The 26,427-nt window shown below is 70.2% G+C and carries 19 protein-coding genes; 14 read left to right on the top strand and 5 right to left on the bottom strand.

All coding sequences use genetic code 11. From position 1 onward, the window contains the following. Positions 1-128 precede the first annotated feature (128 nt). The 3 genes from VB059_RS02175 (at position 129) to VB059_RS02165 (ending at position 7,243) form a co-directional block, all read left to right on the top strand. Entirely contained in the window at positions 129-944 is an 816-nt protein-coding gene (locus VB059_RS02175) for a hypothetical protein (RefSeq protein WP_323420376.1), read from the top strand. Positions 945-1,209: 265 nt separating this feature from the next. After that, positions 1,210-5,781 carry a glutamate synthase large subunit gene (gene gltB / locus VB059_RS02170; protein WP_323420375.1) on the top strand — a complete coding sequence of 1,524 codons (4,572 nt, stop codon included), beginning with the start codon at positions 1,210-1,212 and terminating at the stop codon, positions 5,779-5,781. After that, a complete protein-coding gene (locus VB059_RS02165; RefSeq protein WP_323420374.1) occupies positions 5,774-7,243 on the top strand; it encodes a glutamate synthase subunit beta in 1,470 nt (489 codons plus the stop codon). Before gltB ends, VB059_RS02165 begins: the two co-directional genes overlap by 8 nt. 159 nt (positions 7,244-7,402) lie before the next feature. Here VB059_RS02165 and VB059_RS02160 read toward each other — a convergent pair whose 3' ends face one another. Continuing rightward, positions 7,403-8,956 (bottom strand): CYTH and CHAD domain-containing protein, encoded by a 1,554-nt coding sequence (locus VB059_RS02160; RefSeq protein WP_323420373.1) that lies wholly within the window; start codon positions 8,954-8,956, stop codon positions 7,403-7,405. Positions 8,957-9,047: 91 nt separating this feature from the next. Between VB059_RS02160 and dnaE the strand changes: the two genes are divergently transcribed. Further along, a complete protein-coding gene (gene dnaE / locus VB059_RS02155) occupies positions 9,048-12,587 on the top strand; it encodes a DNA polymerase III subunit alpha (RefSeq protein ID WP_323420372.1) in 3,540 nt (1,179 codons plus the stop codon). Then, positions 12,584-13,324 carry a hypothetical protein gene (locus tag VB059_RS02150; RefSeq protein WP_323420371.1) on the top strand — a complete coding sequence of 247 codons (741 nt, stop codon included), beginning with the start codon at positions 12,584-12,586 and terminating at the stop codon, positions 13,322-13,324. The genes dnaE and VB059_RS02150 overlap by 4 nt, the downstream gene beginning before the upstream one ends. Here VB059_RS02150 and ybaK read toward each other — a convergent pair. Further along, entirely contained in the window at positions 13,244-13,753 is a 510-nt protein-coding gene (ybaK, locus tag VB059_RS02145; protein ID WP_323420370.1) for a Cys-tRNA(Pro) deacylase, read from the bottom strand. The genes VB059_RS02150 and ybaK overlap by 81 nt on opposite strands. Before the next feature lie 81 nt (positions 13,754-13,834). Here ybaK and VB059_RS02140 point away from each other — a divergent pair, with 81 nt between their 5' ends. Together VB059_RS02140 and VB059_RS02135 are read left to right on the top strand one after the other, a co-directional pair. Beyond that, a complete protein-coding gene (locus VB059_RS02140) occupies positions 13,835-14,566 on the top strand; it encodes a response regulator transcription factor (protein ID WP_323420369.1) in 732 nt (243 codons plus the stop codon). Beyond that, a complete protein-coding gene (locus tag VB059_RS02135; RefSeq protein WP_323420368.1) occupies positions 14,563-15,675 on the top strand; it encodes a HAMP domain-containing sensor histidine kinase in 1,113 nt (370 codons plus the stop codon). Before VB059_RS02140 ends, VB059_RS02135 begins: the two co-directional genes overlap by 4 nt. On the opposite strand, the gene VB059_RS02130 is transcribed toward VB059_RS02135, so the two are convergent. Then, positions 15,622-16,371, bottom strand: a complete 750-nt coding sequence (locus tag VB059_RS02130; protein WP_323420367.1) for a DUF2202 domain-containing protein — start codon at positions 16,369-16,371, stop codon at positions 15,622-15,624. The two genes, VB059_RS02135 and VB059_RS02130, sit on opposite strands and share 54 nt — an antisense overlap. Positions 16,372-16,558: 187 nt before the next feature. Continuing rightward, positions 16,559-17,422 (bottom strand): DUF554 domain-containing protein, encoded by an 864-nt coding sequence (locus VB059_RS02125; protein WP_323420366.1) that lies wholly within the window; start codon positions 17,420-17,422, stop codon positions 16,559-16,561. An 18-nt stretch (positions 17,423-17,440) separates the two neighbouring features. Between VB059_RS02125 and hisD the strand changes: the two genes are divergently transcribed. The 4 genes from hisD to hisH are packed head-to-tail and all read left to right on the top strand — an operon-like array spanning position 17,441 to position 21,253. Beyond that, positions 17,441-18,766 (top strand): histidinol dehydrogenase, encoded by a 1,326-nt coding sequence (gene hisD, locus VB059_RS02120; RefSeq protein ID WP_416339474.1) that lies wholly within the window; start codon positions 17,441-17,443, stop codon positions 18,764-18,766. After that, positions 18,763-19,992: a histidinol-phosphate transaminase gene (locus tag VB059_RS02115; protein ID WP_323420365.1), complete on the top strand. Its 1,230-nt coding sequence runs from the start codon at positions 18,763-18,765 to the stop codon at positions 19,990-19,992. The genes hisD and VB059_RS02115 overlap by 4 nt, the downstream gene beginning before the upstream one ends. A gap of 2 nt (positions 19,993-19,994) precedes the next feature. Continuing rightward, positions 19,995-20,612 (top strand): imidazoleglycerol-phosphate dehydratase HisB, encoded by a 618-nt coding sequence (hisB, locus tag VB059_RS02110; protein WP_323420364.1) that lies wholly within the window; start codon positions 19,995-19,997, stop codon positions 20,610-20,612. Beyond that, positions 20,609-21,253 carry an imidazole glycerol phosphate synthase subunit HisH gene (hisH, locus tag VB059_RS02105; protein WP_323420363.1) on the top strand — a complete coding sequence of 215 codons (645 nt, stop codon included), beginning with the start codon at positions 20,609-20,611 and terminating at the stop codon, positions 21,251-21,253. The genes hisB and hisH overlap by 4 nt, the downstream gene beginning before the upstream one ends. 145 nt (positions 21,254-21,398) lie before the next feature. Here the strand turns inward: hisH and VB059_RS02100 are convergent, their stop codons facing one another. Next, on the bottom strand, positions 21,399-23,201 hold the full coding sequence (locus VB059_RS02100) for a response regulator (protein WP_323420362.1): 1,803 nt from the start codon (positions 23,199-23,201) through the stop codon (positions 21,399-21,401). A gap of 423 nt (positions 23,202-23,624) precedes the next feature. Between VB059_RS02100 and VB059_RS02095 the strand changes: the two genes are divergently transcribed. Genes VB059_RS02095 through VB059_RS02085 form a run of 3 tightly spaced genes read left to right on the top strand, consistent with a single transcriptional unit; the run spans position 23,625 to position 26,385 of the window. Continuing rightward, positions 23,625-24,176: a hypothetical protein gene (locus VB059_RS02095; RefSeq protein WP_323420361.1), complete on the top strand. Its 552-nt coding sequence runs from the start codon at positions 23,625-23,627 to the stop codon at positions 24,174-24,176. Then, the gene (locus VB059_RS02090) at positions 24,173-25,669 is read left to right on the top strand and encodes a hypothetical protein (protein WP_323420360.1); all 1,497 of its coding nucleotides are present in this window, start codon (positions 24,173-24,175) and stop codon (positions 25,667-25,669) included. The genes VB059_RS02095 and VB059_RS02090 overlap by 4 nt, the downstream gene beginning before the upstream one ends. Beyond that, positions 25,666-26,385, top strand: a complete 720-nt coding sequence (locus tag VB059_RS02085; protein ID WP_323420359.1) for an ABC transporter ATP-binding protein — start codon at positions 25,666-25,668, stop codon at positions 26,383-26,385. Before VB059_RS02090 ends, VB059_RS02085 begins: the two co-directional genes overlap by 4 nt. Positions 26,386-26,427: the final 42 nt, after the last annotated feature.

Below are 26,427 nucleotides of genomic sequence, written 5' to 3'. Positions count from 1 at the left end.
CGTCGCCGCCCGCCCGGTCCCCGCGGACACCGGCCGAGCCGACCCGGCTGACCCCCGTCGCGTCGACACCGGCCGTGCCGACGGCGGCGCAGAAACCGCCTGTGCCGACGGCGGCGCAGAAACCGGCCGTGCCGCCGGTTTCCGCGCCGACACCGGCGGAGGCCTGGCTGGCCGTCGCGGTGCTCGCCCTCCCGGTGGCCCTGGTGGTCGCGGCGGACCGGCTGCTGGTCGGCTGGTCACTGCGCGACTCCGGGCGCCTCGATGCGCCCACCCTCGCCCCGCTGCTGGGGGTCGGCCTGGTGCTGCTCACCCGCCGGCGGCTGCCCGGGCTGCGGACCCGCTTCGACGCCCGCCTCGACGTCCGGGTGGTGCGCCGTGGGGTCGCGGTGCTGATGATGGTCGTCGCGAGCATGGTGGTCTGGAACCAGCTGTGCCTGATGTTCGGCTGGATGCCGGTCCCGCGGATCGATGTGGACGCCGGGCTGCCGCTGATCGCCCGGGCGGCGGCGTACGTCCCGCTCGCGGTGGCCCAGGAGCTCGCCTGGCGCGGCGTCGTCCGTCCCACCCTGGCCGCCGCGTACGGCTGGTTCGTCGGCTCCCTGGCCACCGGCCTGGTCTGGGGCCTGCTGACCGCCATGACCTGGCGCTTCGGCGTCACGTACGGGCTGCTGGTCGTCATCGCCTCGATCGGCTGGTCGATGATGGTCGGCACCCTGGTCGAGGAGATGCGCCGGGGCCAGATCATCGTCGCGAGCCTGTTCCAGTGGGGCCTGCTGCTCGCCCTCTACCTCCTGCTGCCCGAGGAGACCGGGGTGACGAAGGCCGCCTGGGTGATCGCCCTCACCGCGGTGATCGGCGGGGTGGCGACCGGCTGGGTCTACGTCCGGTCCCGCCGCGCCCGCGGGATGTCGCCGTACGGACGGGAACTGCTCACCCGGGCCTGACCCGAGGCCACCGATGTCGCCCAGATGACAACTGTGTTACGGGCTCGGTCAATCGTGTTACACGGGCGGGATCGGTATTTACACGGTCGTTTCGTTGGTCGATTATGTGTCCTTGGAACACTGCCGTCGCGCAACGGAGCCGACGGTGGGTCCACATCCGTACGGTCGCGCCGGTCGGGGGTTGCTTTCGCCGCCGACCTGGTCACCGTCCCACCGCCCGTTCTCACCGCTGAGGTGACGACGCGGCTTGTCCGAGGGGAAGAACATGGCTCCTGACAGTGCGCTCCAGGCGCGGGAGGGCATCGCCGGCGAGGGTCTCTACGACCCGATGTACGAACACGATGCGTGTGGTGTGGCCTTCGTCGCCACGCTGAGCGGCGAACCGTCCCACCGGATCCTCGAGCAGGGCCTCGAGGCCCTGCGCAACCTCGACCACCGCGGTGCCACCGGCGCCGACGAAGCCGCCGGCGACGGTGCGGGCATCCTGCTCCAGGTGCCCGACACGTTCCTGCGTGACGTGTGCGAGTTCGAGCTCCCGGCGCCCGGCACGTACGCGGTCGGCATGGCCTTCCTGCCGGCCAAGGAGTCCCGCCGCGGCCCCGCCCGCAAGGAGATCGAGCAGATCGCCCTCGAGGAGGGCCTGCGGATCGTCGGCTGGCGTCCGGTGCCGGTCGTCACCGACACGCTGAGCCCTGTCTCGCTGCACGTCATGCCGCACTTCGAGCACCTGGTCGTCACCCCGGCCACCGGGGTCCGCAGCGGCCTCGAGGTCGACCGGATGGTGTACGGCCTGCGCCGGCGCGCCGAGCGCGAGGCCAAGGTCTACTTCCCGTCGCTGTCCGCCCGCACCCTGGTGTACAAGGGCATGCTGACCACGATGCAGCTGGAGGAGGTCTTCCCCGAGCTGCACGACGAGCGGATGACCTCCGCGCTGGCCGTGGTGCACTCCCGGTTCTCCACCAACACTTTCCCGGCCTGGGAGCTCGCGCACCCGTTCCGGATGGTCGCCCACAACGGCGAGATCAACACCGTCCGCGGCAACAAGAACTGGATGCGCGCCCGGGAGGCGCTGCTCGACACCCCGCTGATCCCGGGCTCGCTCGACCGGCTCTTCCCGATCTGCGAGCCGACGGCGTCCGACTCGGCGTCCTTCGACTCCGTGGTCGAGCTGCTCAATCTCGGCGGTCGCAGCCTGCCGCACGCGGTGCTGATGATGATCCCGGAGGCCTGGGAGAACAACCACGACATGCCCCAGGAGGTGCGCGACTTCTACGCCTACCACGCCTGCCTGATGGAGCCGTGGGACGGCCCGGCCTGCATGACGTTCACCGACGGCACCCAGATCGGCGCGGTCCTCGACCGCAACGGCCTGCGTCCCGGTCGCTACTGGATCACCAACGACGGCCTGGTGGTGCTGGCCTCGGAGTCCGGCGTGCTCGACATCGCCGACCACGACCTGCGCGCCAAGGGCCGGCTGAAGCCCGGCCAGATGTTCCTCGCCGACCTCGCCGAGCACCGCATCGTCCCCGACGAGGAGATCAAGCGGGGCCTGGCGGCCCAGGCACCGTACGGAGACTGGCTGGGCGAAGGCCGCCTCAACCTGTCCGAGCTGCCGGTGCGCGAGCACGTCGTGCACACCCACGCGTCGGTCACCCGCCGCCAGCAGGTCTTCGGCTACACCGAGGAGGAGCTGCGCAAGATCATCGCGCCGATGGCCAACACCGGTGCCGAGCCGATCGGCGCGATGGGCACCGACGCGCCCATCCCGGTGCTGTCGCAGCGCCCGAAGCTGATGTTCGACTACTTCGTCCAGCACTTCGCCCAGGTGACGAACCCGCCGCTGGACGCCATCCGTGAGGAACTGGTCACCAGCCTGTTCAACACCATCGGCCCGGAGCAGAACCTGCTCGAGCCGAGCCCGGCGTCCTGCCGCCAGATCGTGCTGCCGTTCCCGATCCTCAACAACGACGAGCTGACCCAGATCGTCCGGATCAACCAGGACGGCAACCTGCCCGGCTACCAGTCGCACGTCCTGCGCGGGCTCTACCCGATCGAGTCGGGCACCGAGGCCCTGGAGCACCGGCTCGACGAGCTGTGCGAGGAGGCCTCCGCGGCGATCGCCGACGGGGCCCGCATCCTGGTGCTCTCCGACCGGCACGCCAAGCAGGAGTGGGCGCCGATCCCGTCGCTGCTGTTCACCGCCGCGATCCACCACCACCTGGTCCGGGAGAAGACCCGCACCAAGGTCGGGATCGTCGTCGAGGCCGGCGACGTCCGCGAGGTGCACCACGTCAGCACCCTGATCGGTTACGGCGCCGCAGCGGTCAACCCGTACCTGGTCTTCGAGACCGCCGAGGACCTGGCCCGCACCGGCACCTTCGTGACGGTCGAGCCGGCCAGGGCCGTGGCCAACGTCGCCAAGGCGCTGGGCAAGGGCGTGCTGAAGGTGATGTCCAAGATGGGCGTCTCCACCGTGGCCTCCTACACCGGCGCGCAGATCTTCGAGGCCGTCGGGCTGTCCCAGGAGCTGATCGACAAGTACTTCACCGGCACCACCTCGAAGATCGGCGGTCTGGGCCTGGAGGAGGTCCACCTCCAGATCCGGGCCGGCCACGACGTCGCCTACCCGGTCGACGGCATCCCGCTGGCGCACCGTCGGCTGCAGATCGGCGGGGACTACCAGTGGCGCCGCGAGGGGGAGGAGCACCTCTTCGACCCGGAGACCGTCTTCCGGCTCCAGCACTCCACCCGGAACCGCCGCTACGACATCTTCAAGCAGTACACCGAGCGGGTGAACGACACCTCCGAGCGGCTGATGACGCTGCGCGGGCTGCTGAAGTTCCGCCACAACCGTCAGCCGATCGACCTGGACGAGGTCGAGCCGATCGAGGCGATCATCCCGCGCTTCGCCACCGGCGCCATGTCGTACGGCTCCATCTCGATGGAGGCGCACGAGACCCTGGCGATCGCGATGAACCGGATCGGCGGCAAGTCGAACACCGGTGAGGGTGGCGAGGATCCGGAGCGGCTGCACGACCCGGCGCGTCGCTCGAAGATCAAGCAGGTCGCGTCCGGCCGGTTCGGCGTGACCTCGGAGTACCTGTCGTACGCCGAGGACATCCAGATCAAGATGGCCCAGGGCGCCAAGCCCGGTGAGGGCGGCCAGCTGCCCGGCCAGAAGGTCTACCCGTGGGTCGCGAAGACCCGGCACTCGACCCCGGGCGTCGGCCTGATCTCACCGCCGCCGCACCACGACATCTACTCGATCGAGGATCACAAGCAGCTGCTCCACGACCTCAAGTGCGCCAACCCGCAGGCCCGGATCCACGTCAAGCTGGTCTCCGAGTCCGGTGTCGGCACGGTCGCGGCGGGCGTGGCGAAGGCCAAGTCCGACGTCGTGCTGATCTCCGGCCACGACGGCGGCACCGGCGCTGCGCCGCTGACCTCGCTCAAGCACGCCGGCACCCCGTGGGAGCTCGGCCTGGCCGAGACCCAGCAGACGCTGATCGCCAACGGGCTGCGCGACCGGATCGTCGTCCAGGCCGACGGCCAGATGAAGACCGGCCGCGACGTCGTCATCGCGGCGCTGCTGGGCGCCGAGGAGTTCGGATTCGCGACCGCCCCGCTGGTGGTCGAGGGCTGCGTGATGATGCGGGTCTGCCACCTGGACACCTGCCCGGTGGGCGTGGCCACCCAGAACCCGGAGCTGCGGGCGAAGTTCACCGGCAAGCCGGAGTTCGTCGTCACCTTCTTCGAGTACATCGCCGAGGAGGTCCGCGAGATCCTCGCCGAGCTCGGCTTCCGCACCCTGGAGGAGGCGATCGGCCGCTCCGACCAGCTCGACACCCGCTCCGCGGAGGACCACTGGAAGGCGGCCGGGCTGGACCTCAGCCCGATCCTCCACCAGCCGTCGGTGCCGGAGGCGACCGCGCGCCGCCATGTGGTGGACCAGGACCACGACCTGGACAAGCAGCTCGACATGGAGCTGATGGACCTGGTCGCACCGGTGCTCGCGGCGGCCCGTGAGGGTCGTACGCCGGCGCCGGTGCGGGGCTCGATCCCGGTGCGCAACGTGCACCGTACGGTCGGCACCCTGCTCGGTCACGAGATCACCATGGCCACCGAGGGCAAGGGCCTGGCCGACGACACGATCGACATCACCTTCACCGGGTCGGGCGGTCAGAGCTTCGGCGCCTTCATCCCCCGGGGCCTCACCCTGCGGTTGCACGGCGACTCGAACGACTACGTCGCCAAGGGCCTGTCCGGCGGCCGGGTGATCATCCGGCCCCAGGCCGACGCGACCTTCGTCGCCGAGGACGAGATCATCGCCGGCAACGTGATCGGCTACGGCGCCACCTCCGGTGAGCTGTTCCTGCGCGGCCAGGTCGGCGAGCGGTTCTGCGTCCGCAACTCCGGGGCCACCGCCGTGGTCGAGGGCGTCGGTGACCACGGCTGCGAGTACATGACCGGTGGCACCGTGGTGGTGATCGGCCCGACCGGACGCAACTTCGCGGCCGGCATGTCCGGCGGCGTGGCGTACGTCCTGGACCTCGACCGGCACCGGCTCAACACCGAGCTGGCCGACCCGATGGCGCTGGACGCCACCGACGTCGCGCTGGTCCGCACCCTGCTGGAGCGGCACTGCCGGGAGACCGGGTCGGCGGTCGCCGGTCGGCTGCTCGCCGGTCAGGCCCCCGACACCGTGATCGGGCAGCGGTTCACCAAGGTGCTGCCCCGTGACTACGCCCGGGTCCTGGCGGCCCGGGCCCAGGCCGAGGCCGAGGGCCTCGACGACGAAGCGACCACCGCCAAGATGATGGAGGCGACCCGTGGCTGATCCCCGTGGTTTCATGAAGTTCCCCCGCGAACACCCGCCGCGTCGGGACGTCGAGGAACGGGTGCAGGACTGGAACGAGGTCTACCCGGGCGGCCCCGCCGCCGCGTTCCTGCCGATCATCACGACCCAGGCGGCCCGCTGCATGGACTGCGGCATCCCGTTCTGCCACTACGGCTGCCCGCTCGGCAACATCATCCCGGAGTGGAACGACCTGGTCTGGCGCGACGACTGGCAGGCCGCGGCCGACCGGCTGCACGCGACCAACAACTTCCCGGAGTTCACCGGGCGGCTGTGCCCGGCACCGTGCGAGACGGCCTGCGTGGTCGGCATCAACGGCGACCCGGTCGCGATCAAGGGCGTCGAGGTCTCCATCGCCGAGCGCGCCTGGGAGGATCGCTACATCCAGCCGCAGGCACCCGACTGGCACACCGGCTACACCGTCGCGGTGGTCGGCTCGGGGCCCTCGGGCCTCGCGGTCGCCCAGCAGCTGACCCGGGTCGGTCACACCGTGGCGGTGTTCGAGCGGGCCGACGTCCCCGGTGGCCTGCTGCGGTACGGCATCCCGGAGTTCAAGATGGAGAAGTCGGTCCTCGACCGCCGGATCCGGCAGATGAAGGACGAGGGCACGCTGTTCCGCACCGGTGTCACCATCGGCACCGACATCACCTGGACCCAGCTGAAGTCGCGCTACGACGCCGTCGTGGTGGCGATGGGCTCGACCCGGCCGCGGGATCTGCCGGCCCCCGGGCGCGAGCTCGATGGTGTCCACTTCGCGATGGACTACCTGCCGCAGGCCAACCGGGTCGCCCGCGGGCGTACGGTCGAGAACCAGATCGTGGCGACCGACAAGCACGTGGTGGTCATCGGCGGCGGCGACACCGGGTCGGACTGCATCGGCACGGCGTTGCGTCAGGGCGCGGCGTCGGTCAGCCAGCTGGAGATCTTCCCCGCCCCCGGGCAGGACCGTCCGGCCAACCAGCCGTGGCCGACCTACCCGGCGGTCTGGCGGGTCTCGACCTCCCAGGAGGAGGGTGGCCAGCGGATCTTCGAGGCGTCGACCACCGAGTTCATCGGCGACGAGGAGGGCCACGTCCGCCAGCTGCGGCTGGTCGAGGTGAAGCCGAACGGCACGGGCGGGTTCAGCCCGGTGGAGGGCTCCGAGCGGGTGATCCCGGCCGACATGGTGGTGCTGGCGATGGGCTTCGTCGGGCCCGAGGCCGAGGGCCTGGTCGACGAGCTCGGCGTGGGCCTGGACCGCCGCGGCAACGTGGCGCGCGACGAGAACTTCATGACCGGTGTCGAGGGGGTCTTCGCCTGCGGTGACGCCGGCCGGGGCCAGTCGCTGATCGTCTGGGCGATCGCCGAGGGACGCTCCTGCGCCGCCGGCGTGGACGCGTACCTCAGCGGGTCCACCAAGCTGCCGCGCCCGATCGGGCCGCAGGTGCGCCCGATGACGCTCTGACCCGCGGACCCGTCGGCGCCGGACCGCGCTACGCCGACGTGGACGCAGCAGAGGCCCCCGGGACCGACACGGTTCCGGGGGCCTCGGTGTCTGTGGGACCGGGTGCCTGTGGGACACCGGTTGTTCGGGGCTCAGGGGCGGCGGACCCAGGTGTCCTGGTCAGCCCTTCCAGCTGTCCGGGCCGCGGCGGACGGCCCGGCGCAGAGCGGCACGGGCGGCCGGCAGCTCGCGGTCCAGGTCGCCGAGCTGGGTGCCGAACAGCACGCCGTAGGTGAACGTCGGTTCGCCGGCGGCCGCGGCCGCCTCGGCCAGCTGCAGCAGCCGCTGCCGGGCCACCACGGCATCGTTCATCTCGCCGAACACCTCGGTGACGGCCTCCCAGTCCCGGGCCGAGGAGGCGGCGGGCTCGCCGTACACGTCCGTGAGGGCCTCGCAGGCGTACCGGACGACCTTGGACTTCTTGCGCACCTCGTGCAGGGCGGCGAGCCGTTCGACCCCCTCGGAGGTCTTCGCCGTCGCGTACGCCCGCCGGACCCGCCGGATCGCCCGGTCGACGAGGGGGACGGCACGTTCGGCGACCGACGCGTCGGCCACCCGGACCAGCGGCGGGTCGGTCAGCCAGCGGCTCAGCGAGACCATCAGGGCGGTGTAGCGCTCGTCGGCCAGGCAGGCCTTCACCCCGGCGAGGCCCTGCTGGTGGGTGGCCTCCAGCTCGCGCTCCATCCGGGCCCGGACCGGCCCGACCACCGCTTCCGGCGGCAGTGCGTCCAGTCGCTCCAGCAGCCTGGCCTTCTGCACCTCGGCGTCGCGGGCATGGCCGAGCTCGGTGGCGTACCACTGCAGCTCCTCGCGGATCGTACGCACCGCGTCGGTCTCGAACAGCTCGCCGAAGACCCGCAGGATGCTGCGCAGCCGGCGGGAGGCGACCCGGGCCTTGTGAACGGCGTCCGCGGCGTCGACGGCCACCGCCTCCTCCCTGCCCTGCAGCACCCCGACGTGGGTCGCCAGGGCCGCGAGCACGGTCAGCGACAGCGGGTCGGTGGGGGACGGCACATGGGCGCCGGCCCGCGCCGGCGCGTCGCCCAGCGCCTGGCTGATCTTGGCCGGCGAGGTGGCCGGCACGATCCCGGCCCACTGGAAGCGTTCGGTGACCCGGTCGAGGAAGGCCCGGTCGCCCTGGAGCAGCTCGACCTCGATCTCCCGCCAGGTGGCCTCCTGGCCGGGGGTGCCCGGCAGCGCCAGCCGGGTCGCGGTCACGGTGTCATCGGCCAGCTCGGCGAGCGGGGTGCCGGTCTGCGGATCGGCCAGTATCCGTACGGTGCGGACCGTCTGCAGCCGGGCGACCGGCACCAGCGCAACGGGGCCGACCCGCTCGCCGATCACGGCCCGCAGCGAGCGCGGCACCAGCAGTGGGTCGGGGCTGGCGTCCAGCGGGACGTGCAACTCGGTGCGGGTGCCGTCCACCGGCGGCAGCTTGATGTGCCAGGCGGCATCGCTGCCCCCGGTCCGGCGGCGCAGGGTGACCCGGGCGCGGTTCAGTTCGTAGCCGGGGGAGTCGAAGTAGGTCGCATCCAGGTGGTGCACGGTCGCCTCGCCCAGGGTGGCGAAGCCCGCCAATCCGGGCACGCGGGCGCCGGGCAGGAGCGTGAACTTGCGCTCCGTCTCGGCCTGGACACGCGGCCCTGACGACGGGCCGATCGGGGCTTCGGACACCGGTGCTCCTCAAGGACGGGGACCACCAGTCTACCGGGCTACGCTGGTGGCTGCCCGTCCGCACATCACCCCAGGAGGTGGCAGCCGCCCTATGGCCGGTTCCCTCGACGACTCGTTCGTCCATCTGCACGTCCATTCCGAGTTCTCGATGCTGGACGGTGCCGCGCGGGTGCCCGACATGTTCAAGCGGGCCGAGGACCTGGGCATGCCCGCCATCGCGGTGACCGACCACGGCAACATGTTCGGCGCGTACGAGTTCTGGAAGACCTCGAAGAACTACGACGTCAAGCCGATCATCGGGTGCGAGACGTACATGACCCCGAAGACGCACCGCTCGGAGCGCAAGCGGGTGCAGTGGGGTGACGGCACCGGCGACGACGTCTCGGCGAAGGGCGCCTACACGCACATGACCCTGTGGTCGGAGACCACCGAGGGCATGCACAACCTGTTCCGATTGGAGTCGTACGCCTCGATCGAGGGGTTCTTCTACAAGCCGCGCGTCGACCGGGAGCTGCTGCACCGCTACGCGAAGGGCCTGATCGCGACCACCGGCTGTCCGTCCGGTGAGGTGCAGACCTACCTGCGGCTCGGCCAGTACGAGAACGCGCTGGCCTCCGCGGCGGAGTTCCGCGACATCTTCGGCAAGGACAACTTCTACGTCGAGATCATGGACCACGGGCTCGACATCGAGACCCGGGTCCGCGAAGGCCTGATGCGGATCAGCAAGGAGCTGGGCCTGCCACCGGTCGTCACCAACGACTCGCACTACGTCTCCCAGGACGACTCGCACGCCCACGACGCGCTGCTGTGCGTCTCCGCCGGCGCGCATCTGGCCGACACCAACCGGTTCCGGTTCAACGGCGACGGTTACTACCTGAAGTCACCCCGGGAGATGCGCGAGTTGTTCCGCGAGCTCCCCGAGGCGTGCGACAACACCCTGGAGATCGCCGAGCGCTGCGAGATCGGCTTCGAGAACGCGATCGGCAAGTTCATGCCGCACTTCGAGGTGCCGGCGGGGGAGACCGAGGAGTCCTGGTTCATCGCCCAGGTCAACCAGGGCCTGCACGACCGCTACCCCGACGGGATCACCGCCGAGGTCCGCGACCGGGCCGACTACGAGATCGGCGTCATCAAGCAGATGGGCTTCCCGGGGTACTTCCTGGTGGTGTCCGACTACATCAAGTGGGCCAAGGCCCAGGGCATCAAGGTCGGCCCCGGCCGTGGCTCCGGCGCCGGCTCGATGTGCGCGTACGCCCTGCACATCACCGAGCTGGACCCGATCCAGCACGGCCTGATCTTCGAGCGCTTCCTCAACCCCGAGCGCATCTCGATGCCCGACTTCGACATCGACTTCGACGACCGGCGCCGCGGCGACGTGATCCAGTACGTCACCGACAAGTACGGCGCCGACAAGGTCAGCGCGATCGTCACGTACGGCACCATCAAGGCCAAGCAGGCGGTCAAGGACGCCGGCCGGGTGCTGGGCAAGCCGTACTCGCTGGGCGACCAGATCACCAAGGCGATGCCCGACCCGGTGATGGGCAAGGACGTCCCGCTGCAGAAGCTGTTCGACGACAGCCACGAGCGCTACCTGGAGGGCCAGGAGTTCCGCGCGCTGTACGACGCCGAGCCGGAGGTGCGCGAGGTCGTCGACACCGCGATGGGCCTGGAGGGGCTGAAGCGGCAGTGGGGCGTGCACGCCTGCGGGATGATCATGTCGTCCGAGCCGATCATGGACGTCGTCCCGCTGATGAAGCGCGAGCAGGACGGCCAGATCATCACCCAGTTCGACTACCCGTCGTGCGAGTCGCTGGGCCTGATCAAGATGGACTTCCTCGGCCTGCGCAACCTCACCATCCTCGCCGACGCGCTGGAGAACATCCGGCTCAACCGGCACGAGGAGATCGTGCTGGAGCAGCTCACCCTGGACGACCCGAAGACCTTCGAGCTGCTGCAGGCCGGTGACACCCTCGGCGTCTTCCAGCTGGACGGCGGGCCGATGCGGGCGCTGCTGCGCTCGATGCAGCCGGACTGCTTCGACGACATCTCTGCCGTCGGCGCGCTCTACCGACCCGGCCCGATGGGCGCCGACTCGCACAACAAGTACGCCCGGCGCAAGACCGGCAAGGAGCCGGTGGAGCCGATCCACCCCGAGCTGGCCGAGCCGCTGGCGGACATCCTCGGCGAGACGTACGGCCTGATCGTCTACCAGGAGCAGGTGATGGCCATCGCCCAGAAGCTGGCCGGCTACACCCTGGGTGGCGCCGACATGCTCCGGCGGGCGATGGGCAAGAAGAAGAAGAAGGAACTGGACGCCCAGTTCGAGACCTTCAAGAACGGCATGCTGGAGCGCGGCTACTCCGCCGAGGCGATGCAGACGCTGTGGGACATCCTGCTGCCGTTCTCCAACTACGCCTTCAACAAGGCCCACTCCGCGGCGTACGGGCTGGTCTCGTACTGGACCGCCTACCTCAAGGCCAACTACCCGGTGGAGTACATGGCCGGGCTGCTGCAGTCGGTCAAGGACGACAAGGACAAGATGGCGGTCTACCTCGGCGAGTGCCGACGGATGGGCATCGAGGTGCTGCCCCCCGACGTCAACGAGTCCGCGGCCCAGTTCACCCCGGTCGGGGAGGACATCCGCTTCGGGCTGACCGCCGTCCGCAACGTCGGCGAGCACGTCGTCGAGGAGATCATCACCACCCGCCAGGAGTGCGGCCGGGCGCGGTCGTTCAACGAGTTCCTCGACCAGCAGCCGCTGGCCGTCTGCAACAAGCGGCTGATCGAATCGCTGATCAAGGCCGGCGCCTTCGACTCGATGGGCCACCACCGGCGCGCCCTGATGGAGTGCTTCGAGGAGGCGATCGACAAGATCACCGGTCGCAAGCGCAACGAGGCGAACGGCCAGGACGACCTGTTCGCGATGTTCGGGGACCAGACCGTCGAGGACGACCCGACCGCCGTCGTGGTGCCCGACGTGGAGGAGTGGGACAAGCGGACCAAGCTCGCCTTCGAGCGCGAGATGCTCGGCCTCTACGTCTCCGACCACCCGTTGCAGGGCATGGAACCGGTGCTGGCCCGGCTCTCCGACAGTGGCGTCGAGCAGGTCCTCGACGAGGACGGCCCCAAGGACGGCGAGCAGATCACCATCGCCGGGATGATCACCCAGGTGGTGCGCAAGCAGAACAAGCGCGGCGACCTGTGGGCGCTGATCTACGTCGAGGACCTCGGCGGCTCCATCGAGGTGAAGTGCTTCAACAAGGTCTACCAGCTCGTCGCGCCGATCCTGGCGCCGGACACCATCGTCCAGGTCAAGGGCACCGTCCGCCGCGAGGAGGAGGCGGTGTCGATCTTCGCCCGTGAGGTGGTGCTGCCCAACATCAGCGACGATCCGCACGGCCCGATCGTCATCACCATCCCGGCGGTGAGCTGCACCCCGCCGCGGATCGAGCAATTGCGCGACGTGCTGGCCGCCCACCCGGGCGCCACCGAGGTGCGGGTCCGGCTGCGTGGTAGCAGCGGAACAAGTGTCTGGCGGGTCCAGCCGGGGCTGCGGGTCGACGCGTCGGTGTCGGTGATGGCCGATCTGAAGGCCTTGCTGGGCCCGGCCAATGTGAGTGCCGCCGGATGACGGCCGGTGCGCGGCCGGCGCGCTCCGTACCGGATCGCCCGGATCGCTCCACCCAGGACCGCTCCACGACGGATCGTCCGGCGCGGGCCCGGCGGTCGGCGCCGGTGGTGGCGTACGTGCTGTCGGCGCTGCTGGTCGGGGTGGTCGGGGGCGTCGTCTGGCGGACGACGACCCCGCTGCCCGGCTACACGGTCGGGCTCGACGGCAAGGCGGTGATCAGCGAGCTCGCCCTCACCCGGCTCTTCACCGCCGACGCGCGCTACACCGTGATCGCCCTGATCGGCGGGTTGGTGCTCGGTCTGTTGGCCGCCGTGCTGCTGCACCGCCGGGGCTGGTGGGTGGTCGTCTGGGCGGTCATCGGCCCGGTGCTCGCCGGCCTGGCGGCCTGGGGGGCCGGGATCGTCGGCGCCGTCCCGTTGCAGGAACGGCTGGCCGCGGCCACGGTCGGCCGCACCGAGCCGGTCGACCTGGCGCTGAACGCCCCGGTGGCGGTGCTGGCGTGGCCGTTCGCCGCGGTCCTGGTGGTGCTGCTGTGGAGTGCCTTCGCCCCGGAACCGGCCGGGTCGGGTCCCGCGGCCAGCCAGGACGCCGCCGGAGACGGGCCCCTCGCCGACAACGGGCCCCTCGGCGACAACGGGCCGGTCGCCGGGGACGGGTCAGTCGAGGGTCCGGATGGTGGCCACCCGGGCGCCGAGCAGCCCGACCAGGTCGCCGGGGGCGATCTCGAGCTTGAGTGAGCGCTTCCCGGCGGACACGAAGATCGTCTCCTGCGCCATCGCCGAGTCGTCCACGACGGTGAGCAGGGCCGTACGCTGCCCCAGCGGTGAGATCCCACCCACGACATAGCCGCTCGAGCGCTCGGCGAGGGCCGGATCGGCCATCTGGGCCTTCTTCGCCCCGACGCTGCGCGCCAGCGCCTTCAGATCCAGGTGATGGCTGACCGGGACCACCCCCACCACGAGCCGGCCGGGACAATCGGCGATCAGCGTCTTGAACACCCGGTCCGGGCTGACCCCCAGCTGCCGGGCCGACTCGGGGCCGATCTCGCCCGCGCCGTGCACGTCGGTCGCGTGCTCGTGCAGGACGTGCGGGATGCCGGCCCGGACCACCGCCTGCAGCGCGGGGGTGCCGGTCGCCTCGTGGGCCTTCTTCGCGTGCTTGGCCATGGTCGCCATCCTCCCACCGTCGACACCCCGGCGGGCATCATGCCCGGCTGGGATACTGGCGGTGACCGGAAGGGGAGTCGGATGGCGCCGCGTGTCCTGGTGGTGGACGACGAAGCCGCGATCCGTGACGTGTTGCGCGGGTATCTCGAGGCGTCCGCCTATGACGTGATCGAGGCGGGCGACGCCGCCACGGCGCTCGACCTGGCGCGCCGTCAGGAGCCGGCCGTGGTGCTGCTGGACCTCGGCCTGCCCGACCGCGACGGGCTCGAGGTGATGCGGGAACTCTCCGCCTCGACCGACGCGTACGTCCTGGTGGTGAGCGCCCGCGCCGAGGAACTGGACCGGCTGGTCGGACTGCGCCTGGGCGCGGACGACTACATCACCAAACCGTTCAGCCCCCGCGAGGTGGTGGCCCGGGTCGAGGCGGTGCTGCGCCGCGGCCGCCGCCGTCCGACGGGCGATGCCCATCCCGACAACGCCCACCACGAGGACCACCTGGAGGACGAGCGCCGCGAGTTCGAGGGGCTGGTGATCGACCGAGGGCGCCATGAGGTCCTGGTGGACGGCCGGGTGGTGGAGCTCAGCGCCCTCGACTTCGAGCTGCTGGCCGCACTGGGCGACGCGCCGGGACGGGTCTTCTCCCGCCGCCAGCTGCTGGAGCGCGTCTGGGGTGGGGACTTCTTCGGCGACGAACGGATCGTCGACGTCCATGTCCGGACGATCCGTGCTGCCCTGGGCGATGATCCGGCGTCTCCACGGTTCGTGGCGACCGTACGTGGTGTCGGCTACAAGTGTGTGGCGAGGCCGCGGTGAGACGCTTCTTCGACCGGTTGAGCACCCGCCTGCTGCTGTCCCATCTGGCGGTGGCCGTGGTCGGGGCCGGGGCGGCGTTCCTGGTCGTACGGCTGCTGGCACCGGCGGACTTCGCCCGGCGTGCCGGGGTCGGCGCCGGGGCGGGGGCGGGTTCGGTCAACGCCGGCCGGGGACGGGTGTTGCTGGCGGCGTTCGACGCGGCGATCAACCAGGCTCTTGTCATCGGCCTGGTGGCGGCGGTGGTCGTCGCGGCACTGCTGGCCTGGCTGATGGTGCGCAGGCTGCTGCGGCCGTTGGACCGGGTCCGTACGACGACCCGGGCGCTCGCCGGTGGCGACTACGCGACCCGGGTGTCGGTCCCCCGGGAGCTCGAGCTGGCCCGACTGGCCGAGGACATCAACGCCCTGGGCGGGGCGCTGCAGGAGTCCGAGGCGCGCCGGGTCCGGCTGATCGGTGAGGTTGCCCACGAGATGCGCACGCCCCTGACGGTGATCGACGGCTACGTCGAGGGGATGATCGACGGCGTTTTCACCCCGACACCGGCCCGGCTGACGGCGGTGGCGGAGGAGGCCCGGGTGCTGCGCCGCCTGGCCGAGGACCTCTCCGCGCTGTCGCGGGCCGAGGAAGGACGACTGTCCCTGGCTCCGACGGCCGTCGACCTGGCGGCGCTCGTCGCGGAGACAGCGCACCGGTTGCGCCCCCAGTTCGACGACGCCCGGGTGCACCTGGCCCTGGCACCGGTGCCACCGCTCACCGTGACGGTCGACCCCGACCGGATCGGCCAGGTCGTGACGAACCTGCTCGGCAATGCCCTGCGCGCGTGCTCGCCGGGCGACACGGTGACCCTCGGGGTCGGCGTCGAGGCCGGGCAGGCGGTCGTCACGGTGCAGGACACCGGCTGTGGCATCGCGCCGCAGGACCTGTCCCGGGTCTTCGAGCGGTTCTACCGGGTGCCCGCCACAGCGACCGGCACGCGGACCGGGACCGGCTCGGGGATCGGGCTGACCATCTCACGCAGCATCGCCCGCGCCCACGGCGGGGATGTCGTGGCGACCTCACCCGGTGCCGGCCGAGGCGCGACCTTCCGCTTGATGCTGCCCCGGCGATGATGACCGGGCCTGGCGACCGGAGATGGCGATCGGGCCCTGACCGTTGCAGGCGCCCTGCCCGTCGGGCCCGAGAGCGGGGGTGCCGTCCGGGCCGGCGGTGAAGGCCGCCTCGTGATGCTGCGAGGCCGTCAGGAGATGGCCGTACAGCTGGTCCAGATCGGCGTTGTCCGACGTGTCGATCGTGGTCCGCAGGTCGGCGATGTCGGCCTGCTCCAGGTCCACGCCCACCTGGTAGGCAGCGCCCACGGAGGTCTGCGCCCGGGCGAGCCAGTCGTCGTGGAGCTTCTGGACGGTCCTGTTGTCGTACGTGCCGGTGGTCGCCGAGGGATGGGGGAGCTGGTAGCGGTCCAACAGTGCCAGCACCCGCTGCTCGTGACGTTGCTCGCTGCTCGCGATCCGGGTGAACGTCGTGGCGTCGGGGTACTTCGCGGCGATGGCGGTGTAGAGATCCTTCGCCATCCGTTCCTCGTCCGCCATCCGCAGCAGGTCGGCCTTCTCCTGGTCGGACAGCGGCGCGGTCGGCAGGACCGTGGTGCCGGCCCGGGGCGCGGTGGTGACCCGGGGTGCGGTGGTGGCCCGGGGTACAACGGTGGGCGGTGCCGCCGCGGCGGAGCCGGTGGCGGCGAGGGCGAGCCCTCCGCCCGCGACGGTGAGCGCGGCGATCGCGAGACCGGTGATGATGCCTGTGGTTCTCATCGGAGTCCTCCTGATACAGGTCCTGGTATGGGTTCCTGATTCCATGGCACCGCACCCGTGTGGAGGAGGTCGTGGGCCGATCGTGAAGGTTCCGTGAAGGTGTGGGATCCGGCGCCCGGATCTGGGCCGGTGTCGCGGCCCGCCTCGAGGCCCGCGTCGGTCCGGGGCGTACGGCCGTCGGGGCGGTTCAGCGCAGGACGGTGACGATCTCCACGAGCAGCGGGGCGATCAGCAACGCCGGCAGCAGGTTGGCCACCGGCACCTTCCGGGCGTTCAGGATGCGCAGCCCCAGCCCGACCAGGATCAGCCCGCCGACGGCGGACAGGGCCATCAGGTGGGCCTGCGGCAGCACGTCGCCGATCGCCCAGCCGGCAAGGGTCAGCAGCCCCTGCACGACCAGCACCACACCGGCCGAGGCCATCACACCGACCCCCAGGGTCGCGGCGAAGGCGATGGAGCTGAACCCGTCGAGCACGGCCTTCACGAGGAGCTGGTCCGGGCCGTGGCCCAGGCCCTCCATCAACGACCCGAGCACGGTCAGCGGGCCGACGCAGAACAGCAGGGAGGCACTGACGAAACCGTTGACGAAGCGGGTGGCGGCCGCCGACCCCGGCGCGCTCGATCCCGGTGCCACCGATCCCGGCGCGCTCGATCCCGGTGCCACCGATCCCGGCCCGCTCGGCCCTGGCGTACCGGTCCCTGGCGTGCTGTCCGCTCCCGGATCGGTCCGGTCCGGGACCAGGCGGGCCCGGACCCAGTGCCCGAAGGCGTCGAGCCGGTTCTCGAGGTCGAGCAGCGAGCCGATCACCCCGCCGATCAGCAGCCCGCCCAGCACGATCAGCACCGGGGCGGAGGGTCCGACGGCCTCGCGCAGGGCGGGGGACAGCACATCGGCGGCGGAGAGCGCACCGAGCAGCAGCGTGATCAGTCCGAGCGCATCGGTGACCGTACGTTGCGTACGTTCCGGGAACCGGGTGCCGATCCACAGGCCGAGGGAGGAGCCCACCAGGACGGTGACCACATTCGCGAGGGTGCCGAAACCGATGAACACGGACCGTAGACTAGCCGGGTGCTGAACATTGTCGATCTTCGTGACCAGGTGGACGCCGAGGTGGACTACACCACCATGGTGCCCCGCGCCCCCTTCGACGTGTCGGCAGCCCTCGACATCGTCGCGCCGGTCTGCCAGGACGTCGCGACCCAGGGTGTCGAGGCGCTGCAGCGGCTGTCGGAGAAGTTCGACCACGTGGTGCCGCAGCATTTCCGGGTCCCGGCCGAGGCGCTCCACCGGGCGCTCGAGGGTCTCGATCCGTTGGTCCGCCAGGCGTACGAGATCGCCATCGAACGGCGCCGGGTCGTCGCCTTCCAGGAACTCGGCCCCCAGCAGGTCGACGTCGAGGTGGCCACCGGCGCGGTGATCAGCCAGAAGATGATCCCGGTCAACCGGGTCGGCCTCTACGTCCCCGGCGGGCGGGCCCCGCTGGCCTCCTCGGTGATCCACAATGTCGTCCCGGCCCAGGTCGCCGGGGTGGCGCAGATCGCCGTCACGTCCCCGCCGCAGGCCGAGTTCGGCGGGCTGCCGCACCCGAACATCCTGGCCGTCTGCGCCCTGCTCGGCGTCGAGGAGGTCTACGCGGTGGGCGGCTCCCAGGCGGTGGCGATGTTCGCCTACGGCGTCGACGGCCTGTGCCGCCCGGTGGACATGATCTGCGGCCCGGGCAACATCTACGTCGCCGCGGCCAAGCGCTACGTCCAGGGCCGGGTCGGCATCGACTCCGAGGCCGGCCCGACCGAGATCGCCATCGTCGCCGACGACAGCGCGATCCCCAGCCACGTCGCCGCGGACATGGTCTCGCAGGCCGAGCACGACCCGATGGCCGGCTCGGTGCTGATCACCGACTCCGAGGAGCTCGCCCGGAAGGTCGATGTCGTCATCGCCGCGCAGGCCGCGCAGGCCCGGCACAGCGCGCGGATCCACGAGGCGCTCAAGGGGGAGCAGTCCGGCATCGTGCTGGTCCGCGACATGGAGCAGGCGCTGGCCGTCGCCGACGCGTACGCCGCCGAGCACCTCGAGATCCATACCCGTGACGCCGACGCGCTGGCCCAGCGGGTGACCAATGCCGGGGCGATCTTCATCGGCACCTGGTCACCGGTGTCGCTCGGTGACTACCTGGCCGGCTCGACCCACGTCCTGCCGACCGGCGGCGGGGCCAAGCACTCGTCGGGGCTGAACGTGAAGTCGTTCCTGCGGGCGGTGCACCTGATCCGCTACCAGCAGGGTGCGACCGACGCGGTGGCCAAGGACGTCATCGCCTTCGCCGAGTCCGAGGATCTGCCCTCGCACGGCAACGCCCTGCGGGTGCGGGTCGAGGATCCCGACGGGAGTCGCGCGTGAGCCCCGACCCGACGGCCCGGCCGGCCGGGCGGGCGGCGGCCGACGTCCGGCTCGCCGACCTGCCGCTGCGCCCGGAGCTGGTGGGGGAGGAGCCGTACGGCGCGCCCCAGCTCGATGTGCCGGTGTGCCTCAACGTCAACGAGAACCCCTACCCGCCGAGCGCCGAGGTACTGGCCGAGATCGCCGACGCGGTGAGCGCCGCCGCCGGGTCGATGAACCGCTACCCGGACCGGGAGGCGATCGGCCTGCGGACCGGGTTGGCCGCCTACCTCAACCGCGGCGGCTACGCCCTGACGGTCGACAACATCTGGGCGGCCAACGGCTCGAACGAGGTGATGGTCCAGCTGATGCAGGCCTTCGCCGGCCCGGACCGGGTGGTGATGTCGTTCCCGCCGACGTACTCGATGTACCCGGAGTACGCCCGCGACACCCACAGCCGCTACGTGACGGTGCCGCGCCGTGCCGACTTCACCCTCGACCTGGCCGAGACGCTGCGCCGGATCAAGCTGGAGCGCCCCGACCTGATCATCGTCTGCTCGCCGAACAACCCGACCGGCACCAGCACCGACCTGTCGGTGATCCGTACGTTGTGCGAGGCCACCGACGGGATCGTGGTGGCCGACGAGGCCTACCAGGAGTTCGCCCGGGCCGGCACCCGCTCAGCGCTGGATCTGCTGCCCGACCACCCCAACCTGGTGGTCAGCCGGACCATGTCCAAGGCCTTCGCCTTCGCCGGCGGCCGGCTCGGCTACCTGGCCGCGGCCCCGGCCGTCGTCGACGCCTGCCGGATCGTCCGGCTGCCGTACCATCTGTCGGCGATCACCCAGGCGGTGGCGAGGGTCGCCCTCGACCACGCCGACGACATGCTGTCGCGGGTCGACGACCTGCGCCGCGAGCGTGACGATCTGGTCAGCTGGCTGGGGGAGCAGGGGCTGGCGACGGCGCCGACCGACGCGAATTTCGTGCTGTTCGGCCGGTTCGTCGACCGGCACGCCGTCTTCCGCGGGCTGCTGGACCGGGGGGTGCTGATCCGCGAGGTCGGCCCGGAGGGCTGGCTGCGGGTGAGCGCGGGGACGCCGGGGGAGATGGCCGCCTTCCGCACCGCGCTGCTGGAGGTCCTGCCGGACTGTCCGCGGATGACCGAGGCGCCGACGGACGTCCCCGCTGACACACCGGACCCGGCGGATGCCGCCGCCGAGACACCGGCTCCGGCCGGCGAGGAGTGACGATGAGCAGTCGGATCGCCGAGATCAGCCGGGAGACCGCCGAGTCCGCCGTCCTCGTCCGGATCGACCTCGACGGTCGGGGCCGCACGCAGATCAGCACCGGGGTGCCGTTCTACGACCACATGCTCACCGCGCTGGGCAAGCACGGGCTGTTCGACCTGACCGTCCGCACCACGGGCGACGTGGAGGTGGACGCCCACCACAGCGTCGAGGACACCGCGATCGTGCTCGGGCAGGCGTTCCTCCGCGCGCTGGGCGACAAGAAGGGCATCCGGCGGTTCGCCGACGCGTACGTCCCGCTGGACGAGGCGCTGGCCCACGCGGTCGTCGACGTGTCCGGCCGGCCCTACGCCGTGGTCAGCGGAGAGCCGGACGGCCAGGCGTACGCGCTGATCGGCGGCGGGAACGGCGCGGTGCCGTACGCCGGGTCGATGACCCGCCACGTGCTGGAGACGTTCGCGGCGAACGCGCAGATCTGCCTGCACCTGCGGCTGCTCGCCGGCCGCGACCCGCACCACATCGTCGAGGCGCAGTTCAAGGCGCTGGCCCGCGCCCTGCGTGATGCGGTGGCGCTCGATCCGCGGGTGGAGGGCGTGCCGTCCACCAAGGGGGCGCTGTGAACGGGACACGCCCGACGGTGGCACTGCTGGACTACGGCTCGGGCAACGTCCGCTCGGCGTTCCGGGCCCTGGCGGCGAACGGTGCCGAGGTCACGCTGACCGCCGACCGCGACACCTGCCTGGCGGCCGACGGGCTGGTGGTGCCCGGTGTGGGCGCCTTCGCCGCCTGCATGGGCGGGCTGCGCGCCGTCGGCGGCGATGAGGTGATCCGGGCCCGGGCAGACGCGGGCCGGCCGGTGCTGGGCATCTGTGTCGGCCACCAGATCCTCTTCGACTCCGGCGTCGAGCACGGGCATGACAGTGCCGGGGTCGGGGTGCTGCCCGGCGTCGTGGAACGGCTGGCCGCCAAGCGCCTGCCGCACATGGGCTGGAACACCGTGGAGCCGGCCGAGGGAAGTGTCCTGTTCGCCGGGGTCGAGGACGCCTGGTTCTACTTCGTGCACTCGTACGGCGTGCACGCGGGTGAGGCCCTGGTGGGCCTGCCGGGGGTCCGGGTCACGTACGCCACCCACGAGTCCGACCGCTTCGTCGCCGCCGTGGAGGCGGGGCCGATCTGCTCGACGCAGTTCCACCCGGAGAAGTCCGGAGAGGCGGGGGCGCACCTGCTGCGCAACTGGCTGGGGAGCCTGCCGGTCGGCTGACAAGGGCCCGCGTCACCACGGGAGGTCGGCGGAGCAGCCTCGCTCATCGGCTTGGTCAGGGAGATCTTGCGGCCGCTCTTTCTTGGTCTGCCTTCCGGATCCGCCATTGCCAGCACCTGCTCACCGCTCGCGACTGAGGGTATGCCTATTGTCGTTGAGGTAGTTGATCCACCCGTAGCTCCTGCGCGCGGACGGCCAGCTGGGTTCGCGACCGGCAGTCCATCTTCGTGAGGATGCGTGACACGTACGTCTTGACCGTGGCCTCGGTGAGACCGAGATGCCTGGCAATTTCGCGATTCGACGCTCCCGCCGCCACCTCGGCGACGACCTCACGATCACGCTCACTCAGCCCGTGGGCACCGCGCGGAGCCGGCGGGCGACGGCGGGACGGGAAGCTCCTTATCACCTCGGCGGCTTCGGGGGAGAGCACGCTCAGTCCGGCGGCCGCGAGGTGAACCGCTCGGGTGAGCTGTGCTGGGGAGGCGGACTTGAGCAGATGGCCCGAGGCACCGGCCTCCAGTGCCGCAAGGACATCCCGGTCGGTGTCGTACGAGGTCAGGACCAGGATGGGGAGGCGAGGGTTCCCCTGACGGATCGCCCGGGTGGCGGCGAATCCGTCCATCACCGGCATCCGGAGGTCCATCAGGATCACATCCAGTTCGTGCTCGGCCACAAAGCGCACCGCGTTGACACCGTCGCAGGCCTCACCCGCCACGGTCATGCCTGGTTCTGCGGAGAGAATGTCGACGAGTGACCGTCGGGTCAGCGCATCATCGTCGGCGATGAGGATTCTGATGGTGCCCACTACCCCATGCCTTTTCCGGGCGAATCGGCGGGTGCTGCGGGAACGGTCACACGAGTCTCCCAGGCTCCACCGTCGGGGTGGCTTCGCAGCCCCCCCGCCCGCTCGGCGAAGGCGGGCCCGGGTGATTCCCAGTCCGATGTGTCCGTGTCGATTTCCGGGTGGTGCGGGTCCGAGAACTCCGTTACGGACCTCGCACCGCAGGGTTCCACCATCGCTGAATGCAGCGACCGTCACCGGTTGGTCGTGGTCTGCGTGGGCCATGACGTTGGCGACAGCCTCGGACACGGCATCGGCGAAGACCTGTGCACGGAGCGCATCCACGGCGACGAGCTCGCCTGCACAGTGGAGACGGGCGTCGAAGCCGTCGCCGCGCAGCGCAGCCAGCGCGGCCTCAAGAACGACCTCCGGTCGCGGGGCGGGTCCGCGCAGAGCCCCCAGTCCCTCGTCGGCATGGAGCACCTCCAGCAGCCTCCGCTGGTCGGCCACCGCGGCACGGCAGGTCTCGGCGATGAACTGCAGGTCATCGAGAGTCTGGTCGGAGGCGTCACCACGACGTCGTGCGCCATCGGCCCGCCGCACCGCTCGGTCCGTGGCCCGCACAATCGTGTCATGGAGATGGCGCGCCATCTGTGCACGTTCGTCGCGCATGGCCGCCGCGTGAGCTCGTGCATCTCGCTGCCGAATCACGTGCGCACGGCGGATCCCCATCCCGATCGCCATGGCAACGCCGAAGACGATTGTCCAGAACGCGATCGCTTGCAGCACCTCGGCGGTGGATCTCGCCTGGCTGAGGCTCAGGCCCAGCAGCACCGCGTAGTAGAGCAGGCCGGAGCTCATTCCGACCGCCATCGAGCCGAAGGCGAGGAGAGCCATGGTTCCCAGCGCGAAAGCGAGGACGGACAGACCAATAGCGCCGGGCAAGATGACGGCCACGGCGACACAGCACGCAACCAGTGCGCCCGCGCCGACCCTGGGATGGACGATCGACATCCCTCCCGCGAGGCTCAGGCCGAGCTCCAACGCGGTGGCGGCCGGGTCATCGACAAACGGCGGCAGAAAGGGCAATGAACTCAGTCCGAGGATTGTGGCAACCGCGACTCCCCATCCGGCCCGGGCCCAAAGCCTCGTTGGCATCTCCCCCATGGGCGGAGTTTAACGCACGTGATGTGCCGGTGCGGACGGACGGGTCCACCATCGTTGACTCAATGTCAACTAGTGAGGACTCGCACTGCGGAGGCGACGGCAGATAGCATCCAATCAGGGATGGCTGAACGGCCGTCGAAAGAAATTCAGGAGGCGATATCGTTAATGCACTTTTCGTTCTGTTTGTGTTGACTGGGGCTGTCTCCTCCGGGGGTGCCGGCGTGAGCCACTAATCGAATCGCAATGGCAATCGCTACATCCGTTGCAGCCGTCGGCATCGCAGTGGGAGGTGCGGCCGCGGCCAACGCAGATGTCGTTTCGCGAGTCTCCTGATTTCTGGGAGCGGGTGCCGGCATTCACAAGACGGAGTCGGCATCCACTGTCGATCTGATCACTGATCTGCGTGGGCGGAGGGGGTGCGGGGTGCGCAACAATCTTGTACTCGGGACGGCGCTGTTCTGGATGGCGACAGGGCTGCTTTCAATGACGCTTCTCCTGTCGACGGCGATGTTCCTGACCGACGAAGATCGCTATGGTTCCGAAGGAATAACGCGTGCGGTGGCTCTTTACTCACTTCCGGGTCAAGTTTCGCTCCATGAGGTCACCACGGCGCTGGACACGGTGGCTCATGCGGAACGAGTCAACATTTACAAAGATTGGCCCTCGGCAGAGAACGGCGTTCGGACCACCGATCATTTTGTGTTCGCCGGGGATCCCGGATCGATCATCGGGGACGTCCGGAGTCACACCTTCCCGTCGTTCGGTGGCAGGTACACCGGACATCTCTATCCGGGAGATGCCATCGAGCGCGATCAGCTGTTGGGGGTCTTCGGCGTTGACGGCACCGCGCAACAGGTGCGGATCGTCATGGACGCGCTTGCCGCTCTCGGGGTCGATGTCAGGTCGGTGTCCTCCTCGCCGGCCGTCGTGAGGTGGCCGGTGTCTCTGGTCGGGAGCCCTTGGGCGGTGCGGTGATGATCGCGTGGGCGACGGTGGTCCTCGCCGCCGCGAATCTGCTCAGCACACGTCTTGCGGTCGTCGGCGTTCGATTGTCGGCCGGTATGTCGGCGGCCAAGGTCGTGGGCAGGGAGGTCGGCGCTGTGCTCGGCCCCGCACTGGTGGCGGGGCTGGTCCCCTCTGTCGCGCTGTTGGGCTATTCGTTGGTCTGGGCGGGGGGATATCGGTGGGCGTCGATCGTCACGATCTCGGCGGTGCACGTCCTGATCCAGGTCAGCGCCGTGATAGCCGCATCGGCACTCATCGGGTTGGGTGTACAAGGCCTCTCGATCGGTCGTATTGTGACCGGAAAGCGCCCGGTAGCGCTGCTGGCGGGCCTTGCGGTCATCGCCGTTGTGGGGACGACCATCATCGCGTCGGCAGGAGCCACGCAAGCGGTCGAGCGTTCGAAGGATCGCCAGCTGGAACGGCAGGCGGAATCCTACCGTGCAGCACACCCCGACCTGGTGTTCACCTACACGACATACGCGGTCGTCAGTGATGATGCTGAGCGGGTGAACGCGGGGCTGGCGGACACCTACCGGCAGGCGGAGTCGACCGACGGAGCACTCTTCACTGATGTCACCGGGGCAGCCGAGGTGGGTGGGTTCGAAGAGAAGCACCGACCGACCGCAATGGTTGCCAACACCGCTTTTCTGGACTCGTTGGATGCTGCTGACGTGGGTCTTCGTCACGGCGTCGAGGAAGCCACCCGACCGGCGGGGGGCGTCGCTCTCCTCATTCCATCCCATCGCAGCGGCGAGCGAGCGGAGATCATGTCGCGCACCCACGAGTGGCTGTCATTCGAAGCATCGCTGCGAGACCCCGCCGATCGTGTCACTCCCCAGCTCACGGTGCTGGATGACGTCGATCTCGGTGTGGTGCCCAGACTCGACTACAACAACTCCTCGGAGACCTCCGCTTCGGGGTCTTCGATGTACCTGGTCGATCCGGTGATGGTCGTGACCGACGCTCGGGGCGGGTTGTTCGAGGATCATTTCTATGCGGGTCGCGGCGTCTTCTTCGATCGGGATTCCCTGGTCAGCCTGCTGGACCGGAACGGGGTCTCGGGAGCCGCCGACATCGAGAGTGTTGCGGACGCATCTGAGCTCTATCGGGTCAACAGGGAAGCCGATTATCGGGCCGTCATCATCGGCGTGGTAGTGGTGGTGGTCGTGCTCGCGATGTCCCTGCTGATCCTGTCCGCCAGCTACCTGCTGCGGAATCGGACGGCGATCTTCCTGCAGTGGACGACAGGCCGCAGCTATCTGGGAATCCACTGGCACTATCTGACCCTGACAATCTGTCTGGTCGTCGTGCCGGCTGCGGCGTACCTCCTGACGACAGACCTCGGGTTGGCGACCTCGGCAGGGATCGTGTGCGTCGGTGGCGCTCTCGCGCTGGTGGCGGTGACGACGGCTCTCCTGCTGCTCGGCAGGCAGGAGCGGCGAGAGGCCCTGGTGATCTCATGACGCAACGCGAGGCGGATGTGACGCAGCCGACGGTTCCCCGCGCGCCGGGTGGAGCATCGGGTAGCCGAGAAGGCGACAGCGGGACGGCTGGCGTGGGCATCACGGGCCGCGATCTCGAGTTCGCGTACCCGGGGCGTGTCCTGTGGAGCGACCTGGATGTGGAGATCGAGCCGGGCACGGTGACAGCCGTGTGTGGCCAGAGTGGTGCAGGCAAGACCACCTTTCTGCAGTGCCTCGGCAGCCTCGAGAAGATGACCGGCGGCGAATTGGTCGTCTGCGGTGCCGACATGGCCACATTGCGAGGCGGCAGTCGTCGGCGGTTCCTTCGGAGGACCGTCGGGTTTCTGTTCCAGAACTTCGGATTGGTGGCGTCCTGGTCGGTCCGCAAGAATCTCCAGGTCGGTGGTGTCCGACTCTCGCGGGACCACAGCGATCTCGAGGAGGTCTTCGATCGTTTCGGTCTGCCGATCGCACTGTTGTCCACACCCGCCTCTCGCCTGAGTGGTGGCGAGCAACAGCGGGTCGCGCTCATCCGGCTGGCGCTGCGGCAGCCACACGTACTCCTCATGGACGAGCCGACGTCCGCGTTGGATGACGAGAACACAACGCGATTGAACGACTTCGTGACGGATCACTGCCGCAGTGGGGGCATCGCGGTGATCGCCACCCACGATGCACGGGTCATCGGGCGTGCCGAACACCTCATCCACCTCTGACCGGGGCATCCCGGCCTCGGGCCCGGGCCTGGTTGCCGCCGG

Origin of the sequence: Raineyella sp., assembly GCF_034933565.1 — a bacterium.
Taxonomy (GTDB): Bacteria; Actinomycetota; Actinomycetes; order Propionibacteriales; family Propionibacteriaceae; genus Raineyella.
Note: the sequence above shows the minus strand (reverse complement) of the source record. Positions and strands in the feature narration are given on the sequence as shown.

Bases quoted from the DNA above. Each gene is read 5' to 3' on its own strand.
- VB059_RS02130 (WP_323420367.1), bottom strand. From the start codon at position 16,371: ATGAGAACCACAGGCATCATCACCGGTCTCGCGATCGCCGCGCTCACC.
- ybaK (WP_323420370.1), bottom strand. From the start codon at position 13,753: ATGGCCAAGCACGCGAAGAAGGCCCACGAGGCGACCGGCACCCCCGCG.
- VB059_RS02085 (WP_323420359.1), top strand. From the start codon at position 25,666: ATGACGCAACGCGAGGCGGATGTGACGCAGCCGACGGTTCCCCGCGCG.
- VB059_RS02140 (WP_323420369.1), top strand. From the start codon at position 13,835: ATGGCGCCGCGTGTCCTGGTGGTGGACGACGAAGCCGCGATCCGTGAC.
- gltB (WP_323420375.1), top strand. From the start codon at position 1,210: ATGGCTCCTGACAGTGCGCTCCAGGCGCGGGAGGGCATCGCCGGCGAG.
- dnaE (WP_323420372.1), top strand. From the start codon at position 9,048: ATGGCCGGTTCCCTCGACGACTCGTTCGTCCATCTGCACGTCCATTCC.
- VB059_RS02100 (WP_323420362.1), bottom strand. From the start codon at position 23,201: ATGGGGGAGATGCCAACGAGGCTTTGGGCCCGGGCCGGATGGGGAGTC.
- hisB (WP_323420364.1), top strand. From the start codon at position 19,995: ATGAGCAGTCGGATCGCCGAGATCAGCCGGGAGACCGCCGAGTCCGCC.
- VB059_RS02150 (WP_323420371.1), top strand. From the start codon at position 12,584: ATGACGGCCGGTGCGCGGCCGGCGCGCTCCGTACCGGATCGCCCGGAT.